Source organism: Gordonia otitidis NBRC 100426 (assembly GCF_000248075.1).
In the GTDB taxonomy this organism is placed as follows: domain Bacteria; phylum Actinomycetota; class Actinomycetes; order Mycobacteriales; family Mycobacteriaceae; genus Gordonia; species Gordonia otitidis.
In genome coordinates this window covers 46,508-55,272 of record NZ_BAFB01000004.1, presented here as the reverse complement: position 1 = coordinate 55,272, position 8,765 = coordinate 46,508, and the positions used below count along the sequence as shown (strand labels likewise).

Annotated in this window: 7 protein-coding genes; all 7 read left to right on the top strand. The window is 66.6% G+C overall.

What is annotated here, in order from left to right:
* Window positions 1-87 precede the first annotated feature (87 nt).
* A complete protein-coding gene (locus GOOTI_RS00545; RefSeq protein WP_039993000.1) occupies window positions 88-2,331 on the top strand; it encodes an HAD-IIA family hydrolase in 2,244 nt (747 codons plus the stop codon).
* 12 nt (window positions 2,332-2,343) lie between these two features.
* Complete coding sequence (locus tag GOOTI_RS00540) at window positions 2,344-2,601, top strand: hypothetical protein (protein WP_007236596.1); 258 nt, start codon at window positions 2,344-2,346, stop codon at window positions 2,599-2,601.
* A 56-nt stretch (window positions 2,602-2,657) separates the two neighbouring features.
* A complete protein-coding gene (locus GOOTI_RS00535; protein WP_007236595.1) occupies window positions 2,658-3,593 on the top strand; it encodes a TlyA family RNA methyltransferase in 936 nt (311 codons plus the stop codon).
* 59 nt (window positions 3,594-3,652) lie between these two features.
* Complete coding sequence (locus GOOTI_RS00530; RefSeq protein WP_007236594.1) at window positions 3,653-4,705, top strand: NAD kinase; 1,053 nt, start codon at window positions 3,653-3,655, stop codon at window positions 4,703-4,705.
* A gap of 9 nt (window positions 4,706-4,714) precedes the next feature.
* The gene (recN, locus tag GOOTI_RS00525; RefSeq protein ID WP_007236593.1) at window positions 4,715-6,487 is read left to right on the top strand and encodes a DNA repair protein RecN; all 1,773 of its coding nucleotides are present in this window, start codon (window positions 4,715-4,717) and stop codon (window positions 6,485-6,487) included.
* 92 nt (window positions 6,488-6,579) lie between these two features.
* Complete coding sequence (gene steA / locus GOOTI_RS00520; RefSeq protein WP_007236592.1) at window positions 6,580-7,761, top strand: putative cytokinetic ring protein SteA; 1,182 nt, start codon at window positions 6,580-6,582, stop codon at window positions 7,759-7,761.
* A 3-nt stretch (window positions 7,762-7,764) separates the two neighbouring features.
* The gene (locus GOOTI_RS00515) at window positions 7,765-8,706 is read left to right on the top strand and encodes a copper transporter (RefSeq protein ID WP_007236591.1); all 942 of its coding nucleotides are present in this window, start codon (window positions 7,765-7,767) and stop codon (window positions 8,704-8,706) included.
* Window positions 8,707-8,765 lie beyond the last annotated feature (59 nt).

The following is an 8,765-nucleotide window of genomic DNA, read 5'->3' as shown; positions in this document are numbered from 1 at the left end:
CCACCCAAACCACCGGCAATACTTCCGCGAAGCGGGACTGGTTGCCGGATTCCGCCAACAGGTCTCGCAAGGCCTAGATTGAGAACCATGAACGATCGCGATCGGGGACAGCAGGGACGACGTGGACGCGGCCGGGGAGCCGAAGGTCGGCCTTCGGGACCGCCGTTGCCCGACGACGTGGCCGCGTCGGACCTCGATCCCGAAGTCCGACGCGATCTACTGACGCTCGACAAGACCAACGCCGACCGCGTGGCGCGCCACCTGGTGATGGTCGCCGAACTCCTCGAATCCGATCCCCAGCTCGCGTTGGCACACGCGCGTGCTGCTCGCGAGCGGGCGTCACGTGTCGGCCTCGTACGGGAAACCGCGGGGATTGCCGCCTACAACGCGGGCGAATGGCAAGAAGCCATCACCGAACTGCGGGCAGCACGCCGGATAAGTGGCAGCTCGGCCCTGCTGCCTCTGATCGCCGATGCCGAGCGTGGACTGGGACGTCCGGAGCGCGCGATCGAGATCGCACGCAGCGATGATGGTCGCGCCCTCACGGGCGACGAGGCCACCGAGATGCGCATCGTCGAGGCGGGAGCGCGCATTGACGCAGGAGATGCCGACAAGGCTTTGGTGACGTTACAGGCGGAGAACCTCGCCCCTGGCCGTACCGGGACCATGGCCGCCCGCCTGTTCTATGCGTACGCGTCGGCGCTACTCGCAGCGGGTCGCCGCGATGACGCCGTCACCTGGTATATGAACGCCGCAGCCGCAGATGTCGACGATGCGACCGATGCGGAGTTCCGACTGATGGAGCTCTCCGACGAGATGAGCCCCGACGCGAGCTCCTCCGCGAAAGACAGCGGAGACAATGGGCAAACAGGTGTTGGTGCCGGCGACGGCAGCAGTGACGGGGCCGCTGAGGCAGTGGAGTCCTCACTCGAGCCGTCGTCGTCGCCTTCAGTGCCGAATGCTGGGCAGTCGGAGTCGGAGAGCCGGTCCGCTGCGGTGTCGTCTTCCGCTGAGTCCTCCGTTCCCGCTGAGTCGTCGGTTCCCGCCGGGGCGTCTTCTCCCGCTGAGTGGGCTGTGTCCGATGATTCCTCTGGCTCAGGCGCGCAATCGTCGACTGCGCCCGGTGAATCGACTGCGACCACTGTTGATCCGTCTGCGACGAGCACGTCGCGGCCGCCGGAGACGATCACACCGTCCTCGGCACCGGGCGCGGCGTCCCGGTCTGCCGATGCCGTTTCCTCCACTTCCGCTTCAGCGGTGGGCAGCCCCGATCCCGTCGAGCCCCAGGCACCTCCTCACGGATCGCTCGCTGATCACTACGAAGCGCTTCTCCTCGATCTCGACGGCACGGTGTTCGCTGGCGCACAGCCGACACACGGAGCTCGAGAAACGCTCGACGGTCTCGACCTGCCGCAGATCTTCGTCACCAACAACGCGAGTCGACGTCCGCAGGAGGTCGCGGCGCATCTCGATTCGATGGGGTTCTCCGCCTCCCCCGACCAGGTGGTCACCAGCGCGCAGAGCGCGGCGCGGTTGTTGTCCGAGCATGTGGAGCCGGGATCCCGTGCCCTGGTGCTCGGTACCGACGGACTCGCTCAAGAGGTCCGTGAGGTCGGCGTTGGTGTTGCTCGCAGCGCCGACGATCGCCCGGCGGCCGTCATCCAAGGGTTCTCGCCGGACACGAACTGGTCGACCCTGTCCGAGGCGGCGCTCGCCATTCGCGCGGGCGCTCTGTGGATCGCCACCAACACCGACGCGACTCTGCCGTCTGAGCGTGGACTACTGGTCGGGAACGGCTCGCTCGTCGCCGCGGTGGCGAATGCCACCGGTGCCGAGCCCCTCGTGGCGGGCAAGCCGGCAGCCCCGTTGATGTCGGACGCGATGAAGCGCAGCGGGGTATCGAACCCGCTGGTCGTGGGTGACCGTCTCGATACCGACATCCAGGGAGCGCACTCCGTCGGCCTCGACAGCGCACTCGTTCTGACCGGTGTGAGCACAGCGAAAGATCTGCTGCTGGCTCCGCCCGAGCAGCGGCCGTCGCACGTCATCGACGACCTCACCGGCCTCCTCGACGAGGAGAGCACGGTTCGTATCGCCGCCCAGCAGAGCTGGGATGTCACCATCTCGGGAGCCACTGTGTCGGTGAGTGCTGCCGGCTCGACGCCGGCACGGGCTGCACTGCTGCCGGCACTCGCCCATTCGGTGTGGGCACTGCTCGACGGGCACGACGTCGAGGCCGAATCGGTCGACCCGGCTGACGTGACTATCACCAGCGACGATCCGGACGTGCAAGCGCAGATCGACGAGCTCGGTGTCGGTGCCCTGCGCTAGCGTGGTCGTGTCATGAACGACGAGCACCAGAACACCCCGGTTCCCGGACCACACCTCATGCCGGGAGCGCGACCATCCACCGAGTATGCGGTGCCCGAGCCGCAGATCCCTGTCGGCGAAACTGTTCGTTTGCTGCTGAACGAGGTCGACGTGATCCGTGAGCAGGCAGGCGACACTTTCGACCTCGCTGCGCTCGCGCGGCAGAGCGAACTGCTCGAGCAGGCTCACGATGTCCTCACCGCTGCACTGGCAGAGGTGGATCCCCGATGAGGGGTGACCGTCGCTCGATTCGATCATCGAGCTCCCGAACGTCGAGGACCGACTGAGTGGCCGCGCGCGCACGGCTCGACGCAGAACTCGTCCGCCGAAAGCTCGCGCGCTCGCGTGAGCAGGCGCGCGAGCTCATCGAGGCCGGGCAGGTCACAGTCAACGGTGTCCTCGCCGCGAAGCCGGCCACCAACGTCTCGCGCGACACGCCGATCGTCGTGTCCGATGACGGTCCTCGCGACGACTGGGCTTCGCGTGGTGCGCACAAGCTGCTCGGTGCGCTCGAACGATTCGAACCGCAAGGGCTCACGGTGTCCGGCAAACGGTGTCTCGACGCGGGCGCGTCCACCGGCGGTTTCACCGACGTACTGCTGCGGCGGGGAGCCAGTGAGGTAGTTGCGGTCGACGTCGGCTACGGGCAGCTCGTCTGGCGCCTGCAGAGCGACGAGCGCGTCGACGTACACGACCGCACGAACGTGCGGCATCTGCGCGGCGAGGACATCGGCGGACTCGTGGACATCGTCGTCGCCGATCTCTCCTTCATCTCTCTGTCACTGGTGCTTCCGGCATTCGCGGCGAGTGTGCGGCCGGGCGCCGACCTGCTGCCCATGGTGAAACCGCAGTTCGAGGTGGGTAAGGAGAGAGTCGGTTCTGGCGGCGTGGTGCGCGATCCCCGGCTGCGTGCCGAAGCTGTGTATCGGGTGGCACGCGACGCAGCATCCCTGGGTCTGATGACCAGGGACGTCGTGGCCAGTCCGCTGCCGGGGCCGTCCGGCAACGTCGAGTACTTCTTGTGGCTCACTTACCGACCCGACGAGAATGACAGCGCCGAATACCGCTTCGACGAGCGCCCAACCGGTGAGCGTCACACCGATGCACACCGGTCGAGGCCCGCCGCTCGCGCAGACGATACTGTCGAGGAGAATGGCGAGGGCGAAGGCGACGGTCGGTTGTGGGAGATGATCCACCGGGCCGTGGACGAGGGACCTCGCTGAGCTTTCCCTCATCGTGAACTCGGTATGACGTAACTGCACCTACGAACTTAAGGAACCAGGTGATCAACGAATCGGTGGTCGCCACATCCGGTCAGCGTGAGTTCATGGTGGTGGCGCACACCGGCCGGGCCGTGGTGACTCGTACGGTCGAGTCGATCGCACGCCACTGCGCTGCCGCGGGTGTCGGTTTACGCATCATCGACCACGACCTCACAGCCGACAATCCCGCGACACAGGACGACCCCGAACCGGATGATCGTGACCCGGAAGACCCGGCCGAGCAGTCAGAAACCCATCACGGTCCGCGGCGGCCACCGAGCCACCCCCTCGACATCGAGGGCCTACGGGAACTGGGCGTCGACGTCACCGTGGCGATGGGCGAGCCAGAATCAGCCGTCGGGTGCGAGGTGGTCATCGTCCTCGGTGGCGACGGGACGTTTCTGCGCGCAGCGGAACTCGCCTATCCCGCAGGTGTTCCCGTCCTCGGGATCAACCTGGGCCACATCGGATTCCTCGCGGAGGCCGAGGCCAATCGGATCGACGACGTCATGGCGCAGCTCATCGCACGCGACTACCGTGTCGAACCGCGCATGACCCTCGACATCTCCATCACCAATCCAGCCCGCCCCGGCGATGTGCGTCGCAGCTGGGCGCTCAACGAGGTTGCGATTCTCAACCGGACCAACAACGGCGTGCTGGAACTGGTGACAGAGGTCGATGGTCGGCCGGTGTCGGCGTTCGGTGCCGACGGTGTGCTCGTGTCGACTCCGACAGGATCGACGGCGTATGCGTTCTCTGCGGGCGGTCCGGTGATGTGGCCCGATCTCGAGGCGATCCTGATTGTTCCCAGCAATGCACACGCGCTCTTCGCACGCCCGATGGTCACCAGTCCGAGGTCGCGGATAGCCGTGGAGATCGACAAGCACGGACGGTCGGCGATCGCCCTGTGCGACGGACGTCGTCAGATCTACGTACCTGCGGGCGGGCGCGTTGAAGTGGTTCGCAGCGATCGGTCGGTGCTCTGGGTGCGCATCGACTCCGATCCGTTCGCCGACCGTCTCGTGACCAAGTTCGACCTGCCGGTGACCGGCTGGCGCGGACGACAGGCATAAGGGGGAGCAGTGCTCGAAGAGCTCTCGATCTCCGGCCTGGGCGTCATCGACCGAGCCGCTGCACAGTTCACGCCGGGCTTCACCGTGCTGACCGGCGAGACCGGTGCGGGCAAGACGATGATCGTCAGCAGCCTTCGACTGCTGTCCGGTGCTCGCGCCGACGCCGGGAGGGTGCGCTCGGGAAGCCAGAAAGCCACTGTCGAAGGACGTTTCCGCCTCGCCGACTCCGCCGACGAGGCAACACGCGCCGACGTGGCCGACATCGTCGAGTCGTCGGGCGCAGAACTCGACGACGACGGTTCGGTGATCGCGGTGCGGACTGTGGGGTCCGACGGTCGGTCGCGCGCACATCTCGGCGGGCGCTCGGTTCCGGTTGGCGTCATGGGCAGGTTCACGGGTGCGTTGCTGACGATTCACGGCCAGAACGACCAGCTGCGTCTGTTGCGCCCGGATCACCAGCGCGATGCGCTCGACAGCTTCGCCGGTGATCGCGCGGCGTCGGCCGTGGCTCGCTATCGCACGGCGCGCGAGCAATGGGTAAGGGTGCTCGACGAGCTCGACGAGAGACGTGCCAATCATCGTGAGCTCGCGCAGGAGGCCGATCGGCTGCGCTTCGGTATCGACGAGATCGCGGCTGTCGACCCGCAACCCGGGGAAGACGACGCACTTGCCGAAACCATTCGGCGCCTGTCCGATCTCGAGTCGATCCGGTCTGCTGCCCTCGGATCGCACGACATCGTCGCCGGTGAGGGAGGATCGGTCGTCGACGGGCTCGGGCAGGTGCGCACGTTGCTCGAGTCGGCGGCCGACGCGCAACTGCGGAGTCTGGCCGACCGGGTGTCGGAAACTCTGACGGTGGTCACCGACATCGGCGACGAGTTGTCGTCGTTTCTGTCGGGACTCCCCAGCGACGCCGACGAACTCGACAAACTGCTGAGCAGGCAGGGCGAACTCAAGGCTCTGGTCCGCAAGTACGCCCCCGACATCGACGGCGTGATCGAGTGGCGTGAGACCGCGGAGCGTCGGCTCTCGGAGATCGACGATCCACAGGGGTCGATCGACGAACTCGAGGCGGCGGCGGCGACGGCGCGAGCCGACGTCGAGGCGGCAGCGTCGACCTTGCGGGCCCTTCGGCGCAAGGCGGCGAAATCCATGTCCACCAAAGTCTCCAAGGAGCTGAAGGGGCTCGCGATGGGCGACGCCGCACTCTCGGTTGACGTGACCGACGATGTGGCCGGCTCCGACGACCGATTGGCGATCACTGTCGACGGTGTGACCTGTCACGCAGGAACCGTCGGTGCTGATCGCGCGGAGTTCGCGCTCGTCGCGCACTCTGGTGCCGACCCGCAGCCGATCGCGAAATCGGCGTCCGGCGGTGAGCTCTCGCGCCTGATGCTGGCACTCGAAGTGGTTCTCGCGGAGCCGACCTCGGGCTCGGTCATGGTGTTCGACGAGGTCGATGCGGGCGTCGGCGGTCGGGCTGCGGTCGAGATCGGACGCAGACTGGCAGGACTCGCGCGGGCACACCAGGTCATCGTCGTGACGCATCTGCCGCAGGTCGCAGCCTTCGCCGACAACCACCTCGTGATCGGCAAGACGTCCACGACCGGAGAACGTGCGCAGACGAGCACGGTGCGCACACTCGACCGTGACGCACGCATCGCCGAGTTGGCGCGCATGCTGGCCGGGCCCGGCGAATCCGACACCGGGCGCGCACATGCCGAGGAGTTGCTGGCCACGGCCGATGCGGAGAAGACGAAGGGCGACCGCCAGAAGCGCTGAGACGCGTGATACTCGTGTGACAAAAGTTGCCCATGTTGCGGCGCGCCTCCACGTGGAGTCGCGGTGCACGGTCAATCATGTGGTGCATGAAGATGCCCGCACTGCTCGCACGTAACTCCGAAGAACTGCCTGGCGTGTCCGGTATCGCCAGGATCGACAAGAACACACGCCGTCTGCTCGACCGGATCGGGCCGGGGGATATCGCCATTCTCGACGAGGTCGACCTCGATCGTGTCACTGCCGACGCGCTGGTCGAAGCCAATGTCGTCGCGGTGGTCAATGCCTCGCGCTCGATCAGCGGGCGGTATCCCAACCTCGGACCGGAAGTGCTGGTCGGGGCGGGGATCGTGCTGGTCGACGAGGTCGGACCCGAAGTGTTCAAGCGGGTCAAGGACGGTGCGAAACTGCGCGTCGACGACGGCAAGGTGTTCGTCGGTGAACGACGACTCGCCCGCGGCACCACGCTCGACGAGCACGAAATCGCGGACATGATGATCGAGGCCAAGACAGGCCTCGTCGATCATCTGGAGGCCTTCTCCGGCAACACGATCGAGTTCATTCGCAGCGAGTCCCCGCTGCTGATCGACGGTGTCGGAGTGCCCGACATCGATGTCTCGCTGGTCGGCAAGCACGTCGTGATCGTCGCGGACGGGCCCGATCGCGCAGCGGATCTTCGCGCGCTCAAGCCGTTCATCAAGGAGTACTCGCCGGTGATCATCGGTGTCGGCGCCGGTGCCGACACGTTGACGAAGGCCGGCTACAAACCATCGGTGATCGTCGGCGACCCCGAGGAGATGAAGGTGGCGACACTCAAATGCGGTGCGCAACTGGTTCTTCCGGCCGACACTGACGGACACGCTGCGGGCCTGGAGCGCATTCAGGATCTGGGCATCGGGGCAACGACATTCCCGGCGGCGGGCTCGGCGTCGGATCTTGCGTTGCTGCTCGCCGACTATCACGGCGCCGATTTGATTGTCACGGTCGGCTACGGCGGTACTCTCGACGACTTCTTCGATCGTTCGCGCCGTGAGAGCAACCCGTCGACATTCCTCACACGCATGAAGGTCGGTCCGAAGCTCGTCGACGCGAAAGCTGTTGCGACGCTGTACCGCAGCCGCGTGTCGGCCGCAGCGGTGGCGTTCGTCGTCCTCGCTGCTCTGATCGCGGTGATCGCAGCTGTCGTGTTGTCGAGCATGGGCGGCGAGGTGACCGACTGGGTCGTCGCCCAATGGGATCAACTGGTCGAGTGGGCCCGCGGGGTCTGGAACAGGTAGGCAATGATTTCCGTTCGTCAGCATGCGATCTCGCTCGCCGCGGTGTTTCTGGCACTCGCGTTGGGCCTGTTCATCGGCTCGGGCTTCGTCGGCGACAGGATGAACTCGTTGACCGGCACCAGCCGTGATCGCATCGGCGCGTTGCAGGACGAGCGTGATCAACTCAATGATCAGCTCAACAGCGCCAACAGCTTCGACACCGCAATCACCGGTCGCGTGATCGCCGGGGCACTGCGTGGTGACTCGGTTCTGGTGGTCACCGCACCCGGCGCGTCTGACACCGACGTCGCCGCCGTCAAGGACGCGATCGGTGGCGCGGGAGCGAAGGTATCGGGCCAGATCGGTCTGACCCAGCAGTTCGTCTCCGACCAGAAGTCCGAGCAGCTGTCGACGATCATCGACCAGACGATTCCTCCAGGATCGACGCTGCGCGCCGAACTCGTCGACTCCGGTGGACGGGCAGGCGACCTGCTCGGTGCGTTGACGCTCGATCGTGGCGGCAAGGGTGCGGCATCGGCCGACGACCGGCGTACCGGGCTTCAGGCACTGCACGACGGCGGATTCATCGACTACGACGGTGCGGGCCCGGCACCTGCCGACCTCGCGGTGGTGGTCACCGGTGGTGGCTACCCAAAGGACTCCGGAGCGCAGGGAGCTCTCGTCGGTCGCTTCGCGGCAGCGCTGTCGGGCCGCGGTGACGGTGGTGCGCTGCTCGGTCGGACCGGTTCGACCGACGGCGGTTCCCCGATCGCGGTCGTCCGAGCCGATCCGGGCCTCGGCAACGCCGTGTCGACCGTCGACAACATCGATCAGCAGACGGGGCGCATCACCTCGATCCTGGTTCTCCAGGAGGAGAAGAAGGGTCGCACCGGTGCGTACGGCACCGGAGCCGGCGCCAAGGCCATCACCGTCGGGGCGCCGGCAAACGATCGCCCGTCGACCTGATCTCCGAAATCGGCGCCTGCGGGCCGGTCGTCGTCCCGGAGGACACCCCGAGAACGACG

Coding starts and splice junctions, on each gene's coding strand:
- GOOTI_RS00540 (WP_007236596.1), top strand. CDS start 2,344: ATGAACGACGAGCACCAGAACACCCCGGTTCCCGGACCACACCTCATG.
- steA (WP_007236592.1), top strand. CDS start 6,580: ATGCCCGCACTGCTCGCACGTAACTCCGAAGAACTGCCTGGCGTGTCC.
- GOOTI_RS00545 (WP_039993000.1), top strand. CDS start 88: ATGAACGATCGCGATCGGGGACAGCAGGGACGACGTGGACGCGGCCGG.
- GOOTI_RS00515 (WP_007236591.1), top strand. CDS start 7,765: ATGATTTCCGTTCGTCAGCATGCGATCTCGCTCGCCGCGGTGTTTCTG.